We start from the raw sequence: 19,149 nt of genomic DNA, 5'->3' as shown, positions 1-19,149 counted from the left end.
TAGAAATCATGAAAAAAGCAAATCTTTTTATTTTTTTACTCATGTCCGTACTTGGTTTAGCACAATTACAGAAAGTAAAAATTGATACCCTCTTAACCCCTGAGATTGGCGGGATAAAACAAGCTATTGATATTAAAACAAATGACTCTGATAAACCTGTACTTTTATTTTTATCAGGTGGACCGGGAAGTTCAATGCGAAAAAATGCGGAATCTTTTACAACTCTTTTAAAAGATAAATTTACCATTGTTCAATGGGATCAGAGAGATGCCGGAAAGACGCTTGAATTAAATCCTTCTCCTGTTCAGCCTTCAGTCGACCTTATGGGGAAAGATACCTATCAGGTTATCAATTTTTTGAGAAAAGAATTAAAGCAGGAAAAGATATATCTCTTGGGGAGCTCTTGGGGAAATGCTTTAGGTTTTTATATTGTTAGAAATCATCCTGAACTTTTATATGCTTATTTTGCAGTCAATCCGGTTGTTAGTCAATTGACAAGTGAAAAAGAATTGCTCAATATTTTAAAAGATCATTTTAAAGGAGATCCTGTTGCCAGTAAAGAATTGGCAAGTGTACAGATTCCTTTCAAAGTTGATGAAGATTTATTTTATTTAAGAAAATGGCTTTTTTATAAAGATGGTAAACAGTATGTAACAGGTGATGATTTCAAGAAAGGTTTTCTACAGTGGTCAAAAACGTGGTCACCTGCATGGAATGAAGTCATGAATATCGACCTTCCAAAAACCTTAAAAAAGGTAGAATGTCCTATTTATTTTTTTGTGGGTAAAAACGATATTCAAACTTCTACCAGAATTACAACTGAATATTTTCAAAAAGTAAAAGCACCTGAGAAAGACTTATTCTTATTCGAAAAATCTGGACATCAGATTCATAAAGATGAGCCAGAAAAGTTTCAGAATGTCATCATTCAGACATTAAAATAATCTGAATTCAGATAAAGAGACTGAAGATATAAGAGGGGAATATAAAACTAGCTTCCCTCTTATGGTGTTCTGATCTTATTAAAACAAAAATAGATGAACCCTTATTTTTATTAAAATGAATAACGAATTGTTATATTTTAAAAATGATATTAGTATTATAATTATTTTGTAATTTTATATCAGAATATTAATAAATAAGTCATGGTCAATTTAGAATGGTATCGTACTTTTAAGGCGATCTATAAAACCGGAACATTGACAGGTGCAGCGGATGCCCTATTTATTTCACAGCCTGGAGTAAGCTTACATTTGGGTTCGCTGGAAGCCTATGTTGGATACAAATTGTTCGACAGAACGGGTAGAAAAATGATTCCTACAGAGAGAGGGAAAGTATTATTTAATGCCATAGCAGAACCACTTACTAAGCTGGAAGATGTAGAGAAAAATTTTCAGAAATCTACCGAAAAGCATACTCCAACAATCAGTGTGGGAATGTGTTTTGAAACTTTTCAAACGACTTTAGAGCAATATGTTTCTTCTTTGCCTTTCAATCTGATTATCAGCTTTGGAGAATATCCTGAAATGCTGGATCAGCTGGATAAAGGAATCTTAGATCTTATCATTACTCCCAAAAAAGGATCTTCACCTAATATTGAACATGAAGCATTTTCTTCCGAACAGATTATTTTGGTGGGAGGAAAAGATGTAGATACTGAGAGTTTTAAAAAGGTTTTAAAAACAAAAGATGCGGAACAGATTGAAGCGTGGCTAAAGAATGAAAAATGGTACGGAACCACCGGAGATATGGAACATCTTTTCCAGTTCTGGACTTTAAACTTTGGTCATAAACCGAATTTCCGACCGAACTATATTGTTCCTAATCTCAATTCTATCATTCGTTGTCTGAAAGGAGGCTCTGGATTAGCCGTTGTTCCGGATTTTTTATGCAAGAATGCAATTGAAAGTGGAGAAGTGAAGCTAATCTGGGAAGGAAAGAAAAAGTTGGAAAATACCTTATATTTCGGATGTCGAAAAAAGACCAATTATCAATCTGAAATAGAACATATTAAAGAATTATTTCGCAAGGTAATGGGTAAAGATTAAATCAGTGTAATGAAGAATATATTGGAAACTAACCGACTTTTTTTAAGAGAGTTAACGACTGAGGATGCTGATCATTTTTATGAGCTTAATTCAAATCCAAATGTAATACAATATACAGGCGATTCATCTTTTGAAAATGTGGAAGAAGCATTGGCTTTTTTGAAAAACTATAGAGATTATCATGAGAATGGATATGGAAGATGGGCTGTTATTGATAAATCAAACACTGAATTTCTGGGATGGTGTGGATTAAAATATGATAAATTTAAAGACGAAACAGATATTGGGTTTAGATTTTTTGAAAGGAACTGGAACAAAGGATTAGCTACGGAAAGTGCAGCAGGTTGTCTGAAGTATGGGTTTGATAAGTTACATCTTAAAAAGATCGTAGGCAGAGCAATGTCTGAAAATATAGCTTCTATAAAAGTATTGCAGAAGCTGGGACTTACCTTTGATAAGGAATTCGATTTTAACGGGCAGAAAGGAGTAATGTACAGTGTTGAAAGATCAAAGTAAAATATATTCTAAAATGATCATATCTCTCATTTGTATACCATTTTCATAAATCGGGGATGGGTAATTTTTGATAAAAAAATCTTCGCGTATCCCTGTTTTCTTGAACCCATTTTTCTCATAAAACCTGATCTGTTGAAATCCTGTGTCTGAAGTTCCTACGCTCAGTATTTTATAATGATGATCACGGGCAATTTCTTTGGCTTTATTCATTAAAATACTCCCGATTCCTTTGCTTCTGTAGCTCTCAATTACGGCAATATTTTTAATCTCCAGTTCAGTATCACTGTTTTTATATAAAGCCATAACGGCAATGTTTTCTGTTCCGTCATGTAACAGATAGATATCACAGTTAAAGATGTATTGATTGATAGCTTCAACGGTTTCGTCAGCTAACAGTAACAATTCATAAGGGATCTCTGAATCTTGGGCAATTTTATTAAAAGTATATTCTTCCATCTACAAACTCATGTAAATAATTGGATCATCTTTTTCTGTAAAATGATTTGAAATGTATACAAAAATAAGGAAAATAGAGGCTTGAACCCAGTCATAGATAGAGTGGTAAGTATTTGGAGGTTGTGAAATCGCAAAGGCGGAAATAATTTTAAATAATATGTTGTCTTAAGGCGCAAGAAAATCGAAGATTTTCGGTAGTGTGATGCTGATGATATTTCGCCACCAATGCACGAATAATTTTATCTGCATTTATCATCTATGTTGCTATGTGGTTCAAAAAAATTAAACCACATAGCAACATAGATTTTATAGATAAGACGGTTCATATACAATTTTATTCGTGCATCTGTGGCAATTAAATATGCAGAATTCATTGTATCGCCGATAAAATCTTTGTATCTACGCATTTTTCAACCTATTTCAAACACTCATCAAATAACATTTTTTAACAAAAAACAGTAAAATTGGTAAGTACAGATTCCGTTTTTTTATCGCAAATTTGTTTAATCACTTTATATTAATCATTAAAATAAAGATTTATGCAAAAGAAAACCTACGCAGGACAACCTGTAGTAACTTTAAATAACGGAGTGGATATTCCTGCTTTAGGCTTTGGGGTATGGCAGATGGAAGACCTGAAAGAATGTGAAAATGCCGTCATAAAAGCTATTCAGACGGGATATAGAATGATTGATACCGCAGCTATTTACCAAAATGAAACGGCTGTAGGAACTGCAGTAAAAAATAGTGGAGTAGACAGAGATGAATTGTTCATTACTTCTAAAGTCTGGGTTCAGGATCATGGGTATGAAAAAGCAAAAAGCGCATTCCAGAGAACATTGAATAGATTGCAGATGGATTACCTGGATATGTATCTTATTCACTGGCCATATGGTGATTTCCTTGGGACATGGAAAGCTTTGGAAGAGTTGTATCAGGAAGGAAAGATCAAAGCAATCGGTGTTTGTAACTTTACGATTGAAAAGCTTGAAGAACTAAAGGCTAATTCAACGATTCTTCCGGTAATCAACCAGATTGAGCTGCATCCGGTATTTCAACAAAAAGAATTGCAGGTTTATGACAGAGAAAATAATATTGTAACACAGCCTTGGAGTCCACTTGGAAATGGAAATGCAGATCTTTTAAATAATACTGATCTGAAAGCAATTGCTGAAAAATATGGTAAAACAGTCGCTCAGGTGATTTTAAGATGGCATTTACAAGAAGGTTTTGTTGTTATTCCAAAATCTGTTACTCCATCAAGAATTGAAGAAAACTTTAACGTATTTAATTTTGAATTAACGGCGGATGAAATTAACATTGTTCGTTCTTTAGATACAGGGAAAAGATTGTTCTTTGATCCGAAAGATCCGGAATGGGAGCAGAAAATGCTGAAGTCTGTAGCAGATATTTAATCAAAATTATAGGATTCCCACAGATTCCACGGATAACGCAGATTTTGATCTGTGAAATTTGTGGGATCTGTGGGGATTTTATTTTCTGTTCAGGAGTGAGCAATATCATATTCTGTTGAAAGTGAGCTGTTCTTATTTTTTTGTATCTTTTTATTTAAAATAATTTCTATGTTTTGGCCAGATACAATCAGTAAAAAATTAGGAATGTCATATCCTATCATTCAGGCTCCGATGTTTGGCGTAAGTACTGTACAAATGGTTGCTGCTGCTACTCGTGCAGGTTGTCTGGGATCTTTGGCATTAGCTGATCTTTCAGCAGATGAATCTATTGAACTGATCAGGGAAACAAGAAAGCTAACGGATAAACCTTTTGCCGTAAATATCTTTGTTCATCATATTCCTGAAATAACAGATGCTTTAAAAGAAAAGTTTATGAACACCAGGAAGTTCTTAGAACAACTGGCAAAAGAGAACAATATTGAAGTCAGTCTTCCTGAGCTGGAAGATCTTAAAGTGAGATCTTATCATGAATTGGTAGAAGCAATCATTAAAGAAAAGTGTAAGATCTTAAGTTTTACTTTTGGTAATCTGGATGATCAAAGCATTCAGAAATTAAAAGAAAATGGAGTTACATTAATTGGTACTTGTACTTCTGTGAATGAAGCATTGATTTTAGAAAGATCAGGAATTGATATTATTTGTGTACAGGGAACAGAAGCGGGTGGTCATAGGGGGACTTTGATCCTGACCATGTTCCGCAGATCGGAGGATTATCTTTATTATCGCAGGTATATGATCATGTGAAAGTTCCGCTCATCTATGCAGGAGGAATTTATAGTGGCAAAACTTTACAAGCTGTAAAAGAATTGGGAGCCCAGGGATTTCAGGTAGGAAATCTTTTATTATGTTCCCAAGAAAGTGCTATGCAGCCTTTTGAAAAGGAAAAACTTAAAAAGGTGAAAGAAGATGAGATTATATTAACGAAGAGTTTTTCAGGCAGATATGCGAGAGGAGTAAGAAACAAATATATAGAAGCTGTTGAAAATTCTGAATATATTTTACCTTATCCTTATCAGAATAAACTAACAAACGGACTTCGTAAAGCAGCAAAATCTAAACAGAATCCGGATTTTGTAGGTATTTGGGCTGGGCAGTCTATCCATGATTATAGTGAACTTTCTACTGAAGAAATTCTGAGAAATCTCATATTTCAAATAGAAGAGAAGTAATTGAAATTGTATTATCTTCGGGGCTTAAATATATTTTTAAACTTTAATCATGAAAAAATTATTTCTGGCACTTGCCGCATTTTCAGCAATTATCTCATGTAGTAGTGATGATGATAATTCTAAAAAAGAAGAGGTATCTCCAATCGTAGGAACATGGAATCAGTATAAAGCAGATGTTTATACAACTTCTGATAACAAAACAAAAGCAGTTTATCCTTCAGGCTGTGAATCAGAAAATATTTTTGAATACAATAAAACCGAAGTGAATACTGTTGGATATTCGTTGAATAAAGATGGTGTATGTGTTCCATCTGATTATCATAATGCCAAATATACTTATGACCAAAATGATAAGAAACTATGGTATAATAATTCTAACAGAGTTTATAAGGTTACTAAACTAACTGTGACTGAACTGGTAACAGAAGATAATACAGAAGATAGAGATGATGATGGAAAGAATGATGTTGTAATAAGATATTTCAGAAGAGTTAAATAAAAAATAAAGAACTCCCTTTGGCTCAGGCTAAAGGGAGTTTTTCTTTATATCAGGTTGTGAGGTGAGTTACTTTAATTGATTGAGAAAATCATAGATATCTACATCGCTAGAAATATTCAATCTTTTTCTTACTCTGCTTTTTCTTTTTTGTACAGAAGTGTGTTGTATCGTCATATTTTGTGCAATCTCTTTAGAAGAAAAATTGAGTTTGAGCATTGCACAAAAAACAAGTTCACTATTTTCCAGATCAGGGTTGATGGTAAGTAATTTTGCAATAAAGTGAGGATACACTTCTCTGAATTTTATAATAAAAAAGGAGTCATTCTTTCGGGCAAGTTCAATAAGCTCTTCAGTATTTTTATCTTCAAGCTTGTCTTTTAATACCTCAGTCTGGGATTTCAAGGCCTCCTTATTGGTTTTCAATTTTTTTATTTTCCAAAATGCATATAGACCGGAGAAAATAAGTAAAATACCTCCTAAACACCAATAAATATAGTTTCTTTTCTGATTTTCTTTGTCTTCGCTTTTAAGATCAGCAATAAATTTATTGGCGAGAAGATTTATTGCGCCTTCTTTTTTCTTATCAAAGTCTTTTTTTGTTTTGTTGTATTGATTCAGATAAAAGTATTCCTCTTTTGTGTTTCCGTTTGTTTTATAGAGCTCTGCAAGTTTTTGATAAATATAATTCAGATATTCAGAATACATGTTTTTGGTAGCATCCATTGCTTGCAAAGCAGCTTTATAAGTCGTTTCTGCTTTTGGATATTCTTTGGTTTCCATATAAAAATCTCCAGCTATTATGTAAACGCCTATTTGCTGGGCGCCTAACTGTTTTTCCTGTGAAACCATTTTCATAGCATTATTTACATAAACACGGGCAGAATCCATGTTCTTATTGTAAGATAAATAATGCTGTGCAAGAATAATTTCTGAAAGAGCAAAAGGGGCTACCTTGATGGCTTTGTGATAGTAAATTACAGCAGAATCATATTTTTTTTGTGTATCTAGCAGGGCGGCTCTAGAGATGTATATTTTCCCCAAAGAATAGCCTTTCTGGTCTTCCATATTAGATTTTTCCGTATAGAAAATAGATTTTTTGCTATACGTTTCTGCATTATCTGTGAGACCCATTACATTGTTTAATGAAGCCAATTCATTATAGAGTAAAGCTTTCAATGGGATATTGTCTGATTTTGAGAGTAATTTTTCGGCCCGTTCTAAAAAGAAGATCCCATTTTTATAATTGCCTGAACTTATATCAGCAACAGCAAAATTAATAAGACAATGGGCAAGCCCGTCTTTGTATCCAATATTCTCTGCTTGCTTATAATATTTTTTATTAAGCTGGAAAATTGCTTTATAATCCCCTGCATTACGCAATTTGTTGTTCTCTTCCAATAAAGACAAGTCAAAATTTCTATTTTCATCCTTTTTAGTAATCTGATTACAAGAGATAAATAATAAAAAAGTAACTGAAAGAAATATTTTTTTTGAAGAAAGGAATAAGAATATGTCGGTGAACAGCTTAATCATAGTTTGTAAAATAGTGACTTGAAAATTTACTTAAAAATGCTATAAATGATGGATTAAATACTAAATGAAAGATACTAAAATTATTTAGGGACAGGAAATTTGTTTTCAAATACTATTATGGAATGACTATAATATAAAAAACTCCTTCCAGTATCACTGAAAGGAGTTTTAATTCTATATTTCAACTTGAATTATTTTGTCAGATCCAATCCGCCAAAGTTTCCTGAACTCATCATGAGGTAAACCCCGTCTGTTTTATCCAAAGTATTCCAGTAAGCATGAAGGTCTTCAGCATTGGTGAAAACCCTTAGATGATCATTCTTGAATTTTTCTTTAATAAACTCGGGAGAAATAGGTTCCATTCTTTTAATTTTTAAAGCATCTTCAGAATAGAAAACGATGGCTTCATCCAATCCGTCCATAGCGTGGTCATACTGCTCCAAAAAAGCAGGATTTAAGCTAGAATAAGTATGGAGTTCAAGGAAACCGTATTTTTTTTCGTTTTTAAATTGTTCCTTGAATGCTTTTACCGCAGCTTTTACCTTACTTGGCGCATGGGCAAAGTCTTTATATAATGTTCCCTTGTCTTCTCTTTCTACCTTTTCAAGACGTTTTGAAGCTCCTTTGAAGCTCATAATTGCCTCATAGAAGTCTTCATCCATAATCCCAAGTTGCTGACAAATATGTCTCGCTCCTTCCATATTCAGTAGGTTGTGTGCTCCAAACACAGAAAGAGGAACATCTCCCATTTCTGTTTTTAAATACACTTTTCCGTTGCTGATCTCATAATCAGGCGTTTTATAAGGAATCTTTCTGAAGTAATTTTCAGCGTTTTCTACTACTTTCACTACTTCCGGATCTTCTTCATTATATACCAAAACCCCGCCAGCTGTAATGCTTGCAACAAACTTTCTGAATTGATCGATATAGTCATCAAAAGTTTTGAAAACGTTGATATGATCCCATGCAATACCGCTCATTAAAGCAATATTAGGTTGATATAATAAAAATTTTGAACGCAGGTCAATAGGAGAGGAAAGGTATTCATCACCTTCCAATACCATAAAGTCATTATCCTGAGTAAGCTTTACCATACAGTCGAAACCTTCCAATTGTGCCCCTACCATAAAGTCTACATCTTTCTGATGGAAATTCAGAACATGAAGGATCATAGAAGTAATGGTTGTTTTTCCGTGAGATCCGGCAATAACTACTCTGGTTTTATTCTTAGACTGTTCATATAGGAACTCAGGGTAAGAATATATTTTTAACCCTAATTCTTTTGCCTTTGCCAATTCAGGATTGTCCTGGTGAGCATGCATTCCGAGAATCACAGCATCAATATCTGAGGTGATTTTTTCCGGAAACCAACCCATTTCCTGAGGTAATATTCCCTTTTTCTCCAATCTGGATTTAGAGGGTTCAAAAATAGCATCATCTGAACCGGTAACCTGATATCCTTTATCTTTTAATGCAATGGCTAGATTGTGCATGGCGCTTCCGCCAATGGCAATGAAGTGGGTTTTCAATTGTATTTACTGTTTTTTAATATTAGTATTAATGATCTGCTGAAAAGCTTCAAGGATGTTATTCCAGTTAGTCTGATAATTGGGAATGATCATACTGGCATCTGTCTTGCTGCCTTCATTAGGCCCTTTCTTAATATTGATCGAAGTCGAGATATTATCGTACAATTTTTTACGATCTTCCTGTATTCTTCTGAAATTATTCTGAGAAAGAACCTGATCCAGTTTCTTCAGATCTTCATTTGAAATTTTAAAATCTTGTTTGTATTTTTTTCCTTGGCCTTCAAAAGAGTAATGTACATTATTTCCTTTGATTAGCAGATTTTCATATACAGGAGCAAAGCCGCCACTTTTCGAATAACTGATATCAAAATCAGAATATACTTTTTGGCTGTTGCACGAAACTAATACTATGATAGCGAATAAAATTCCGATTATTCTGTTCATAATTTTTAATTATTTGAGTCCTTTTGTTCTAATTTTTTAGCTTTAAGTTCTTCATCATAATTGTGTAGTAGATTGAAGTCTTCAGTCTGCTCAATAGCAGTCATGATCTTCAATAAAATTTCTGGTGCTTTTTCATTATCATAATCGATATCCAGAGGAGCCTTAAATTCCATGGTAGGTTTTACACCGGTTACTTTTACACGGAGTCCTTTTTTATCAAAAGCTCTTCTAAATCCATTGATTTTGATAGGGATAACAATAGGGCGCTGGTTCTTCACGAGTTTAGCAGTACCTCTTCGTCCTTGGGCAAAGGCAGAAGTTGTTCCTTGTGGGAAGGTCGCTACCCAGCCATTATCCAAAGCTTTCATAATATTGTCTACCTCGCTCATGTCTACCATTCTGTTGACATTTTTTCCTTCTGCTCTCCAGGTTCTTTTTACCGTTACAGCTCCTGCAATTTTAAAAATTTTAGGAAGAATACCTTTATTCATGGTTTCTTCTGCTGCTACATAGTAAAAATCGATCTTTGGATTCAACAGATAGATCGGGTTTTTAATCGTATTTAAATACCCATTGTTTACGGCACAGAATGCATGATACATTGCAGCTACATCCGCAAAATAAGTTTGATGGTTAGATACAAACAATACATTGGAGTCCGGAAGATCCACAAGGTGCTCTGTTCCGGTTATTTTTAACTTATTAAAGCCATTGAATCTTCTGTATGATACAACTCCTAAAATAAAAATAATAAACCTTTTTAAAAAATAAGGTGTTCCGAATGCATCGGTGAAAATATTTTTCTTCGCCATTTTTCAATTAAACACGGTTGTGCAAAGTTACATTTTTTTCAGCAACTGGCTGAATTCACTTAATATCATTGCTGTAGCACCCCAGATAATATATCCATTGAAATTGATGACCGGAACTTCATTTCCGCCGGCACTTGGAAGCGCCATGATCTCGGGGGTATCAGACAGGTTTAAAAATGAAGTGATTGGAAACTCAATCGTCTCCACGGCTTCACTCTGCTGAAGAACGAAGAGAGGATTCTTTTTAGTATATGAAATATAAGGATAAACATAGAAATTACTTGGCGGAATGTAGATTGGTGACATTTCTCTGATAATTCTCACATAATGTTTATCTATTCCAATTTCTTCGGAAGTTTCACGAATGGCAGTTTCTGCAAAATCCTGATCCATTTCTTCACGCTTTCCACCAGGTAATGAGATCTGTCCACTGTGTCTGTCATGTTCATTGATGGTTCTTTGGATCAAAGGAAAATACCATTCATTATCCTTCAGATACAATACAATGTTGACGGCTGCAAACTTTGGGTTTTTAGCCAGCACTTCATCATATGTAAAAACGGGACGCGAGGGAGGAGAGAACACTCCATGGGCAGGTGCACCGGGAAGTTCTATACTTTTTATTTTCCGTAATAAATCTTTTCCAAAATTTTCCATAGCTCAAATTTAACAATATATTCCTGAAGAAATAAAGGCCTTAACATTAATTAACCAATAGGGAAGGGTAATAGTGAATTTTGCTTTACAAGTGAATGATGAATGTCTGTTGACTGTGACTTCAACCGACAATATTAAATTTTGAACTTTAAACTCCAATAGTGAATAACCATTCCTTATAAAATTGACAAGTGAAGCGAATTGATTATTCACCATTCATATTCCAGATACCGTATTTCTACGTAACTGAAATCCGTGACACAATCAATCCCAAAAACAGTGAGTTTAGGAATGGTAAACAGTGACTTTTAAAATTTACACTGTGATGGTGGTTTTTCACTTTGATATAGCATATACCTTTGTCTCACTATTAACCAATTAATTTTTACTAAAATGAAAAATTTACTTACAGGTGTATTGACACTAATCGCCATGAGTTTCGGGTTTGCTCAATCTAATATTGATGTGACTACCCAAACAGGAAACTTGAACGTTGCAACAGTAGACCAAACTGGTCTTTTGAACATTAATTCTTTGACACAGAATGGAAATCGTAACACAGCAGATATTGATCAGGTAGGTATTTTTAATAGAAATACTGCAATAAGTACCGGAAACAGAAACTCCGTTGATGTAGATCAAATAGGTATTGGGAACGTAAACACGGTAACCCAGATAGGAAATAGAAATGAAGCTTCAACATGGCAAGTGGGTCTGTTTAATTCAACTGAGCAAACTCAGATCGGAAGACGAAATGATGCTTCTTCTATGCAGTTAGGTGTAGGTAACTCGGTAGTTCAATATCAGGATGGAAGAAGAAACGTAGCTTCAGCTGTTCAGTTAGGAAGTGGTAATGCCGCTTATCAGGTTCAGGCAGGAAGACGAAACGAAGCTAGTGGACTTCAGATAGGAGCTGATAACCTGCTTATTCAATATCAAGATGGTAATGATAACAGCGCCAGTAATGTACAGGTAGGTAGTAGTAATATTGCTGTTGCAGCTCAGATTGGTAATGATAATACAAGTATGGGAGTACAGGTTGGTAGTGGAAACCAATTATACCAAGCACAATTGGGGAACTCTAATACAGCTATTGATCTTCAAGCGGGTAATGGTAACTTCACTGGGGTAACTCAAACAGGTGATGCTCATGTTCACCTTGGTACTCAGATAGGTAACGGAAACTCTATGATTGTGAATCAGTCAAATTAAGCCCTTTTAAATACTGTAATCTTTAAAGTAGAAGGAGAAGCTACAGGTTGGTTTCTCCTTTTTTACCTAAAGATGTAATATACCAGGAAATCATAGTCTATATTGATGACTACCGGGTGTGTTTTCCTCCATTGACGATGAATGTATCTTTAATTTAAATAAAACACGAATGTCATGTTTACCTTGAGATGGAATATTTTAATTTTTTGTATGATAATACCATTGCATGCTCAGGAAATCGATTGGGATAAGGTCAACAGTAATACAATCCTCAATCTTATCACCAAACAGTATACAGATCAGAATACCAGCTATTCCAATATCATTCAAATGGGTGACAATAACAATGCAGAACTTTCACTTAACAGCAGAACATATATTACCGTAAAGCAGCTTGGAGACTTTAATACTCTTTATTTTATAAATTCATTTTCAGAGAAGGGTTCCAAAACGGCCATTACGACACAAGGGAATAATAATATTATTGATGTTACGGGAAGCAACAGTATTTCTGATGGAATTCAGATCAATGTAAAGGGTGATAATAAAACTATTTTCATGAGAAATTATTAAATCATAAATGATGAAATCCTTATCTATCCTGAGTTTAGTCACTTTTTTTGTCTTCCTGTCGATATTGGGTTATGGGCAGGAGGATAAAAAAGTAACCGCAAGAATTGAAAGCAGTATACTGGAAAACCAGATTAAAATAAAGGCAGTTGTTGTCAATAATACAGCGGTTTACAAAGAGTTGAATTATTTTTTAATATCGATAAAAAAAGGAAACGGTGGAAATCTTTCCAATAATCAACAAAGTGGTAAGTTTTCTATCAATCCGAATGAAGTGAAGGTGTTGTCTGAAATCAGCGTAAATCTTGAAACCAAAGACGCCTTAAAAGCTTTTCTTTACATAAAAGATGAACAATCTAAAGCTTTAGTAGCTAAGGACAGCCTTGAATTGAATAGTGATCTTTTTAAAAAGAAAACAGCCAAAATAGAAGACGATGCTGTTTACGAACTAAGAGGTCTTGCTATTGACGAAACTAAAACCAAAGTAGGGAAAGACTTTTATGATATGTTTTACATTCAATATAGTCAGCTTCCGGACAAGAGTAGTAGTGCCGTCACTATTTCTGAACTTCCTCTCCGCGGAACAAGCGGTCAGATCAATATCCAGATTGATGATAAGATCATTTACAGTTTTATGACCAACCCTGGAGAAGACTATTTACAGGAACAGTTAGCCTATAGTTTAAAATATATCAAAGAATTTACAGCAAAGAAAAATCTCATAAAAAATGAATTTATCTACTAAAAACGTCCGCCATGAAAACTTTTATTATTCTTTTAATTTTTGTTGCGGGTATTTTCTCAGGAAAATCTCAACAACTTGTTTATAAGCCTATAAATCCTGCATTTGGAGGTGATACTTTTAATTACCAATGGCTTCTAAGCTCAGCGAATGCACAGAATCAGTTTGATCAAAAAAATGATTACAGCAATCTGCTTGATAAAGTGAATTCCCTTGATAGTTTTACTCAGAGCCTCAATAGGCAAATTCTCAGTGAGCTTTCAAGGAAACTCTTTGATGAGCAGTTTGGTGATGGAAAGATACAACCAGGTAACTACCTTTTCGGGTCATTGTACCTACAGGTTACCAATACCAATCAGGGACTTTTAATCAATATTTTGGATACCAGTACAGGTGATCAGTCCGAGATCGTCATTCCAAAATAAAAAAAAATTTAAAACCAAACTTATCATGAGAACTTACACTTACACCAGAATTTTTTTCTGTAGTTTTCTGCTATGTGTTTTACAGGCTTGTAGTTCGATCTTTGGTTTACCCTCAGATCCTGAAAAGCCAACGATGGGAGAAGTCACTTCTTCCACAGAAGAATTGAAGAAACTCCCGCTGCCTAAAGAAAAAATAGTGATAGGAGTTTATAAATTCAGAGACCAAACAGGCCAGTATAAACCTTCTGAAAATGGGAATAATTGGAGCACGGCGGTTCCCCAGGGTACCACAACGATTCTTATTAAAGCACTTGAAGATAGCCGCTGGTTTATCCCTATCGAAAGAGAAAACATTGCTAATCTGCTTAATGAAAGACAGATTATCAGATCTACCCGTCAGGAATATATAAAAGATGCGGATAAAACATCTCAATCACTTCCTCCACTTCTATATGCCGGAATTCTTCTGGAAGGAGGAGTTATTTCTTATGACAGTAATATTTTGACCGGAGGCCTTGGTGCCCGTTATTTTGGCATTGGCGCTTCCACACAATATCGACAAGATAGAATTACTATTTATCTGCGTGCTGTTTCCACTCTCAATGGAGAAATTCTTAAAACGGTTTATACTTCCAAAACCATTCTTTCAACCAGTATTAATGGTAGCTTTTTCAGATATATAGATACAGAAAGACTTCTGGAAGCTGAGGTAGGGCTTACCCAAAACGAACCCGTTCAGTTAGCCGTAACCGAAGCTATTGAAAAAGCTGTAAAATCACTTATCGTAGAAGGTATTCAGGATAAAATATGGGGAAAAGCAATTGATGACACAACAAGTTATCAAGCGTTGATCAATGAATACCATAAAGAACAGGAAAATAATAACGGAAGGGCAATTGGAAACAGATATCCCGAAAATTACCGACAAAAAGTTTCCGTATTTGCGAATGTAGAAGCACAGAAAGTAAAAGATGATTATGTAAACCCTAAAATGAATATCGGCGGAAAGGTAGGAATCAAATATTTCCTCACTCCTAATTTTAACGTTGAGATCAACGGAAGCTATTTTACTCTTGAGAATGAAAATATTGTGAAACGAAATTTCTTCGGCCCTGAAGTTAACCTCGAATATCTGCTTTTTCCAAAATATAGATTCAGCCCATACATTTATGGCGGGGTAGGAGCGATGTATTCCAAATATAGCCCTCAGTATAAAGGACAAGTCGGAGGCGGCCTTGAATATATGGTTGGTCATAACTTCTCACTGAGAGCTTCTGCTCAATATGATCTTGGATTTAAAGATGATTGGGAAGGATTAATCAATGGAAAACGAAAAGATCAGGCGCTGCGCTTTGCATTAGGAATCAATTTTTACATTGGAAACAAATAAAAACACGAATTATGAAAACTTTAATCAAAATACTCAGCATATTCATCCTTACTTTTTGTCTGTTTTCATGTAATGAAGACCTTGTAGAACAGGCTCAAACAGGAACTTTAAAAGGAAAAGTAGTAAAAAGAGGGAGTAATGTACCGCTGGCTAATGTAAAGATATTTACAACCCCTACAACCCAAACGGTTTTCAGTGGTGCTGACGGCTCTTTTGAAATTACGGCTATGCCGGTAGGTAATTATTCTGTAAAGCAGAACTTTCAGGATATATTACAAGCTTTCAGTCTGTCAACATGCAGAGCCAGAATCAGCTGGTAACAGTCGTGTTTGAAATGAGTGATGATACCTCTCTGAATTCTCCGCCTACAACACCGCAGCTCTTAAGTCCGATAGATAACGCGGTAAATCAACCATTGAGTGTTGAATTAACCTGGAGTGCAACAGATCCGGATACAGCAGATGTTTTAAAATATAGTTTAACAATTAAAAATAATCTTGACACTAATGTGATTCAGGTTAACGATTTGACGGCTAATCATTATACGCTTTCAAATCTGAAGTTTGGTGTAAGTTACTTCTGGCAGGTGTCTGTTTCGGACGGCATTCACCAGCCAGTTTTAAGTTTGATCAGTAAATTTACCACCAATACAGTTCCTTCCAACAGGTATCATTATGTAAGAAAGCTGAACGGTAATTTTGTGATCATGTCAAGTGATCAGCAAGGCAATAGTTTTCAGTTTACCGATTCTTCCTATAACAGCTGGAGACCAAGGATGAATAATAATGCAGGTCTCATCGCATTTCTTAGAACTGAAGGTGGAAGTACCCATCTTTATACTGCAAATCCTGATGGTTCTAACCCGTTTAAAGTCACCACCGTTCCCGTAGCAGGTTTTAATAATTATGAAATGGATTTTGCCTGGAGTACCAATGGTAAGGAAATTATTTATTCAAATTTTAATAAGTTGTATAGGATCAATAAAGATGGTAGTGGACTGTCTCTGGTATATACAACTCCGGACGGAAGTATGATCTCAGAATGTGACTGGAGCTACGACGGCAGTAAAATTGCCATAAAAACCAATGATTACAATGGCTATAATACAAATATATATGTCATTGATATGATGGGGAATATTCTTAAAACAGTATTATCAGGCTCTGCAGGAGCGAGTGGAGGTCTTAATTTCTCAGTAGACGGACAACTTCTTATGTTTACCCGTGATATATCAGGATATCAGGATGGAAGTGGTAATTATCGCCAGCTGGATTCCCATATCTTTATTTACAATCTTACAAATAATAATATGAGTGATATTTCTGAAGCAAGCGAAAAGGCAATGGGAACCAATGATCTGGATCCAAGATTCTCACCTAATAATGCACAGGTCATCTTTATGAATACCTCCAATGATAATATTTCTCAAAGAAATGTAATGGTTATAGATTTGAATAGTAACCTGACAGACCTTTCAAGAGCTGCACTTTTCAGCAATGCTGAAATGCCGGATTACGAGTAAAGAAAGACAAAGATGATTTAAGTCTTAGAAGTAAAAAGTTTCTGACTCTTGATCTCTGGTCTTATTATCATTCTAAATATAATGAATAGGAACAAAAAATTCCGGATCATAGGATCCGGAATTTTTATTATTTGATGGTTTCTTCCTCAGTCGATGATATGATTTTCAATAGCATATTTTACAACACCTGCTATGTTTTTTACATTGAGTTTCAAAAGAATTCTTTTTCTGTGTGTTTCTACCGTATTGATACTGATAAATAGCTTTTCAGAAATATCTTTGCTGCTGAATCCATCACATATATGTTTCAAAATTTCCATTTCGCGGCGGGTAAGTGGATCTCTGATATGAAAATTTTGTTTCCCTTGTTCGCTACTGATGAAACTTATCATTCTTTCTTTTGCTTGATCACAAATATAAATCTCATTCAATAGTAATGCATTAATGGATTTTAGAAATTCATTATATCTACAGGTCTTATCAAGATAACTTTTGATGCCTTTGTTGAATAGTTTTCGAATATCGATTACATCATAACAATTGCCAATGATGATAATTTTGATAGTGTTGTACTCTGAAATAATGTTTTCTACAGATTTACTCAGTTCAGTAAGCATGAGCATATTAGAACTCATGACGAGAATTTCAGGGGGTTCATCTTTTAAATGTTTAGAGAGAGTTTCTAAGGAATTACAGATGTCTATTGTATTAAAAATTTTGCTCTGCATTAGTAATTTTGATAAGCCTTCTGTATATAACATCGGTTCATCAAAAATAGTTAATCTTGGTTTCATCATAATTAGTTTTTGTTTATATAAATGTATGAAAAAAACTTTATGTTTTAAATAAAAATGATGAATATTTTGACTTTAATTATGATTATTCTTTAATAAAATATTATTTTTATTGATTATTTAATAAATAAATCTCTTTTGTTTGAATTTTGACGTGTTATTTTAGAGTTATTGTTGCTGGATTGCGAGTTTTATTGGTGTTTTATAAGAATTAAAAAAAATATTTTTTTATTATTTAATTAACACAGTAGGGATATGTTTTACAGGAAAATTAACGGAATTGGCAATGAAACAAAATTCATTCGCTTTATGATGGAGCTGTTTTGCTTTTTCAATCATTGATTCCTCAGCAACTGTAACGGTAGGATGTAGAGTAACTTCTGTAAAATGACCACTTCCAGTAGCTGTTTCCGCCATAATCCCAATAGCTTCATCAATGTAATCTATTACAATAATCCCCGCTTCAGAACAAAAATGAAGATACCAAAGCATGTGACAAGACGAAAGAGAAGAGAGAAACATATCTTCGGGATTGTGTTTGGTTTGATCTCCCCGGAATGCCGGATCAGATGAACCTTCAATAATCGCTTTGTTTTCTACCGAAATGGTATGGCTTCTTTCGTAATCTCTATAGCCACTGGTTCCGGTTCCTTTATTTCCTGTCCATTGAATCGTGGTTTTGTAGTGGTGGTTTTTCATAATTTAAAGATAAAAGATAAAAGATAAAAGATAAAAGATCTTGTCATTAAAAATCTATTATCCATACACGTATTAACATCAATAGAGGTGGGCTCTAGCCCACCTTAAAATATATAAAATAAATCCAATGGCTTTAGCCAAAACTTAAAAGGGGTAGCATGTCTTCTTCTTTAGACTAAGGTAACAAAAAAACCTCTGGTAAAGCCAGAGGTTTGTATTGAATTAATTTTTAATAAGTTTCTTACTGATACTATTTCCATTTTCAAAAGTAACTTTAACCACATAAGAGCCTTTAGATAAATCTGAAACAGAAGTCCTGGAATCCTTTACGGTTTTTATAATTCTTCCATCAGGAGAATAGATGACAATTTTGCTCACTTTATCCTTTGATTGGTAAACAAGCTGTTGCTGGATAGGGTTTTCAAAAGAAATACTTTGGTCTTCTTTTTTTGTATCTACCGTTGATAAAGTACCATTGCTAAGCAGATATTTTACAATATGTCCGTTTCCTCTTACAATAATATTACCATTATTGATGATCATTTCCTCCACATCAGAATCTGTTTGTAAATAATTACTAAAAAGAGGATCTACTGAACCACTTTGAGTAAGTTTAGAAATTAAATTATTGGAATTGCCTGCTCCTCCAATATAGTA

23 protein-coding genes are annotated in these 19,149 nt (G+C 34.3%); 14 read left to right on the top strand and 9 right to left on the bottom strand.

Annotated elements, in window-relative coordinates:
* Window positions 1-8 precede the first annotated feature (8 nt).
* From QWZ06_RS20955 to QWZ06_RS20945, 3 genes are all read left to right on the top strand, one after another.
* Window positions 9-944, top strand: coding sequence for an alpha/beta fold hydrolase (locus QWZ06_RS20955; protein ID WP_290300953.1), 936 nt, complete (start codon window positions 9-11; stop codon window positions 942-944).
* A 201-nt stretch (window positions 945-1,145) separates the two neighbouring features.
* Window positions 1,146-2,048, top strand: a complete 903-nt coding sequence (locus QWZ06_RS20950; RefSeq protein WP_290300952.1) for a LysR family transcriptional regulator — start codon at window positions 1,146-1,148, stop codon at window positions 2,046-2,048.
* 9 nt (window positions 2,049-2,057) lie between these two features.
* Window positions 2,058-2,564, top strand: coding sequence for a GNAT family N-acetyltransferase (locus tag QWZ06_RS20945; protein WP_290300951.1), 507 nt, complete (start codon window positions 2,058-2,060; stop codon window positions 2,562-2,564).
* On the opposite strand, the gene QWZ06_RS20940 is transcribed toward QWZ06_RS20945, so the two are convergent.
* Window positions 2,556-3,020, bottom strand: a complete 465-nt coding sequence (locus tag QWZ06_RS20940; RefSeq protein ID WP_290300950.1) for a GNAT family N-acetyltransferase — start codon at window positions 3,018-3,020, stop codon at window positions 2,556-2,558. The genes QWZ06_RS20945 and QWZ06_RS20940 overlap by 9 nt on opposite strands.
* A 539-nt stretch (window positions 3,021-3,559) precedes the next feature.
* Between QWZ06_RS20940 and QWZ06_RS20935 the strand changes: the two genes are divergently transcribed.
* The 4 genes from QWZ06_RS20935 to QWZ06_RS20920 all read left to right on the top strand — a co-directional run bounded on the left by QWZ06_RS20935 (window position 3,560) and on the right by QWZ06_RS20920 (window position 6,163).
* Complete coding sequence (locus QWZ06_RS20935; RefSeq protein WP_290300949.1) at window positions 3,560-4,435, top strand: aldo/keto reductase; 876 nt, start codon at window positions 3,560-3,562, stop codon at window positions 4,433-4,435.
* Window positions 4,436-4,603: 168 nt separating this feature from the next.
* Window positions 4,604-5,239, top strand: coding sequence for an NAD(P)H-dependent flavin oxidoreductase (locus QWZ06_RS20930; protein WP_290300948.1), 636 nt, complete (start codon window positions 4,604-4,606; stop codon window positions 5,237-5,239).
* On the top strand, window positions 5,236-5,664 hold the full coding sequence (locus QWZ06_RS20925; RefSeq protein ID WP_290300947.1) for an NAD(P)H-dependent flavin oxidoreductase: 429 nt from the start codon (window positions 5,236-5,238) through the stop codon (window positions 5,662-5,664). Before QWZ06_RS20930 ends, QWZ06_RS20925 begins: the two co-directional genes overlap by 4 nt.
* A gap of 49 nt (window positions 5,665-5,713) precedes the next feature.
* A complete protein-coding gene (locus tag QWZ06_RS20920) occupies window positions 5,714-6,163 on the top strand; it encodes a lipocalin family protein (protein WP_290300946.1) in 450 nt (149 codons plus the stop codon).
* Between the two features lie 66 nt (window positions 6,164-6,229).
* Here QWZ06_RS20920 and QWZ06_RS20915 read toward each other — a convergent pair whose 3' ends face one another.
* The 5 genes from QWZ06_RS20915 to QWZ06_RS20895 all read right to left on the bottom strand — a co-directional run bounded on the left by QWZ06_RS20915 (window position 6,230) and on the right by QWZ06_RS20895 (window position 11,138).
* Complete coding sequence (locus tag QWZ06_RS20915; RefSeq protein ID WP_290300945.1) at window positions 6,230-7,696, bottom strand: tetratricopeptide repeat protein; 1,467 nt, start codon at window positions 7,694-7,696, stop codon at window positions 6,230-6,232.
* 191 nt (window positions 7,697-7,887) lie between these two features.
* Window positions 7,888-9,225 carry a UDP-N-acetylmuramate--L-alanine ligase gene (locus QWZ06_RS20910; protein WP_290300944.1) on the bottom strand — a complete coding sequence of 446 codons (1,338 nt, stop codon included), beginning with the start codon at window positions 9,223-9,225 and terminating at the stop codon, window positions 7,888-7,890.
* A 6-nt stretch (window positions 9,226-9,231) separates the two neighbouring features.
* On the bottom strand, window positions 9,232-9,669 hold the full coding sequence (locus tag QWZ06_RS20905; RefSeq protein ID WP_290300943.1) for a hypothetical protein: 438 nt from the start codon (window positions 9,667-9,669) through the stop codon (window positions 9,232-9,234).
* 5 nt (window positions 9,670-9,674) lie between these two features.
* Window positions 9,675-10,481, bottom strand: coding sequence for a lysophospholipid acyltransferase family protein (locus QWZ06_RS20900; protein WP_068939518.1), 807 nt, complete (start codon window positions 10,479-10,481; stop codon window positions 9,675-9,677).
* Window positions 10,482-10,508: 27 nt separating this feature from the next.
* The gene (locus QWZ06_RS20895; protein ID WP_290300942.1) at window positions 10,509-11,138 is read right to left on the bottom strand and encodes an NUDIX hydrolase; all 630 of its coding nucleotides are present in this window, start codon (window positions 11,136-11,138) and stop codon (window positions 10,509-10,511) included.
* Between the two features lie 393 nt (window positions 11,139-11,531).
* Here QWZ06_RS20895 and QWZ06_RS20890 point away from each other — a divergent pair, with 393 nt between their 5' ends.
* The 7 genes from QWZ06_RS20890 to QWZ06_RS20860 all read left to right on the top strand — a co-directional run bounded on the left by QWZ06_RS20890 (window position 11,532) and on the right by QWZ06_RS20860 (window position 16,999).
* The gene (locus QWZ06_RS20890) at window positions 11,532-12,350 is read left to right on the top strand and encodes a hypothetical protein (protein WP_290300941.1); all 819 of its coding nucleotides are present in this window, start codon (window positions 11,532-11,534) and stop codon (window positions 12,348-12,350) included.
* 210 nt (window positions 12,351-12,560) lie between these two features.
* Window positions 12,561-12,923, top strand: coding sequence for a hypothetical protein (locus QWZ06_RS20885; RefSeq protein ID WP_290300940.1), 363 nt, complete (start codon window positions 12,561-12,563; stop codon window positions 12,921-12,923).
* A 7-nt stretch (window positions 12,924-12,930) separates the two neighbouring features.
* Window positions 12,931-13,665 carry a CsgE family curli-type amyloid fiber assembly protein gene (locus QWZ06_RS20880; protein WP_290300939.1) on the top strand — a complete coding sequence of 245 codons (735 nt, stop codon included), beginning with the start codon at window positions 12,931-12,933 and terminating at the stop codon, window positions 13,663-13,665.
* 11 nt (window positions 13,666-13,676) lie between these two features.
* A complete protein-coding gene (locus QWZ06_RS20875; RefSeq protein ID WP_290300938.1) occupies window positions 13,677-14,087 on the top strand; it encodes a curli production assembly/transport component CsgF in 411 nt (136 codons plus the stop codon).
* A 25-nt stretch (window positions 14,088-14,112) separates the two neighbouring features.
* Entirely contained in the window at window positions 14,113-15,477 is a 1,365-nt protein-coding gene (locus tag QWZ06_RS20870) for a CsgG/HfaB family protein (protein WP_290300937.1), read from the top strand.
* Between the two features lie 11 nt (window positions 15,478-15,488).
* On the top strand, window positions 15,489-15,797 hold the full coding sequence (locus QWZ06_RS20865; RefSeq protein WP_290300936.1) for a carboxypeptidase regulatory-like domain-containing protein: 309 nt from the start codon (window positions 15,489-15,491) through the stop codon (window positions 15,795-15,797).
* On the top strand, window positions 15,773-16,999 hold the full coding sequence (locus QWZ06_RS20860; RefSeq protein ID WP_290300935.1) for a hypothetical protein: 1,227 nt from the start codon (window positions 15,773-15,775) through the stop codon (window positions 16,997-16,999). The genes QWZ06_RS20865 and QWZ06_RS20860 overlap by 25 nt, the downstream gene beginning before the upstream one ends.
* Window positions 17,000-17,145: 146 nt before the next feature.
* Here the strand turns inward: QWZ06_RS20860 and QWZ06_RS20855 are convergent, their stop codons facing one another.
* The 3 genes from QWZ06_RS20855 to QWZ06_RS20845 form a co-directional block, all read right to left on the bottom strand.
* Window positions 17,146-17,796, bottom strand: a complete 651-nt coding sequence (locus QWZ06_RS20855) for a response regulator transcription factor (protein ID WP_290300934.1) — start codon at window positions 17,794-17,796, stop codon at window positions 17,146-17,148.
* A gap of 228 nt (window positions 17,797-18,024) precedes the next feature.
* Window positions 18,025-18,492: an OsmC family protein gene (locus tag QWZ06_RS20850; protein ID WP_290300933.1), complete on the bottom strand. Its 468-nt coding sequence runs from the start codon at window positions 18,490-18,492 to the stop codon at window positions 18,025-18,027.
* A gap of 222 nt (window positions 18,493-18,714) precedes the next feature.
* Window positions 18,715-19,035: a T9SS type A sorting domain-containing protein gene (locus QWZ06_RS20845; protein WP_290301395.1), complete on the bottom strand. Its 321-nt coding sequence runs from the start codon at window positions 19,033-19,035 to the stop codon at window positions 18,715-18,717.
* Window positions 19,036-19,149 lie beyond the last annotated feature (114 nt).

The organism is Chryseobacterium tructae, from assembly GCF_030409875.1.
In the GTDB taxonomy this organism is placed as follows: domain Bacteria; phylum Bacteroidota; class Bacteroidia; order Flavobacteriales; family Weeksellaceae; genus Chryseobacterium; species Chryseobacterium tructae.
Note: the sequence above shows the minus strand (reverse complement) of the source record. Positions and strands in the feature narration are given on the sequence as shown.